At 47.2% G+C, this 451-nt stretch carries 1 protein-coding gene; it reads right to left on the bottom strand.

What is annotated here, in order from left to right; translation table 11 throughout:
* On the bottom strand, window positions 1-384 hold a 384-nt coding region (locus tag A3729_RS09845), incomplete at its 3' end, for an NUDIX hydrolase (RefSeq protein WP_082882074.1).
* Between the last annotated feature and the right edge of the window lie 67 nt (window positions 385-451).

Genomic DNA, 451 nt, shown 5'->3' with positions numbered 1-451 from the left:
ACACTTTAGTACGAGCGGGCTGCGGAGTTTATCTTCTAGTGCTCGTATCTCATCCATGCTCAACCAATGAGCAGCAATAATATCTTTATCGAGCTTATCGCTCTCTTTTTCAAGTGCTTCGGCGGCAAAGCAAAAGCGGTAATAACATACGCCATTTTGTGGGGCGGTATAGGTATATAAGCCAATAAATCCCGTGAGCTTGACGCGCCAGCCGGTCTCTTCCAACGTTTCTCGAATAGCGGCTTCTTGTATGCTTTCACCTTGCTCTATATGACCGGCAGGTTGGTTGAATACGGTTTTCCCATGAGAGCGTTCTTCAACGAGTAACAGCTTGCCATCTCGCTCGACAAGCGTGGCGACGGTTGCATGGGGTGTCCAGGTCATGATTGTGTTAAATCCTTTATATAGTCGGTGTGCCAGTAAAGCGGATATCTTATCAGTGAGCTGAACA

Source organism: Oleiphilus sp. HI0043 (genome assembly GCF_001634935.1).
This window is presented reverse-complemented; position numbering and strand designations above follow the sequence as displayed.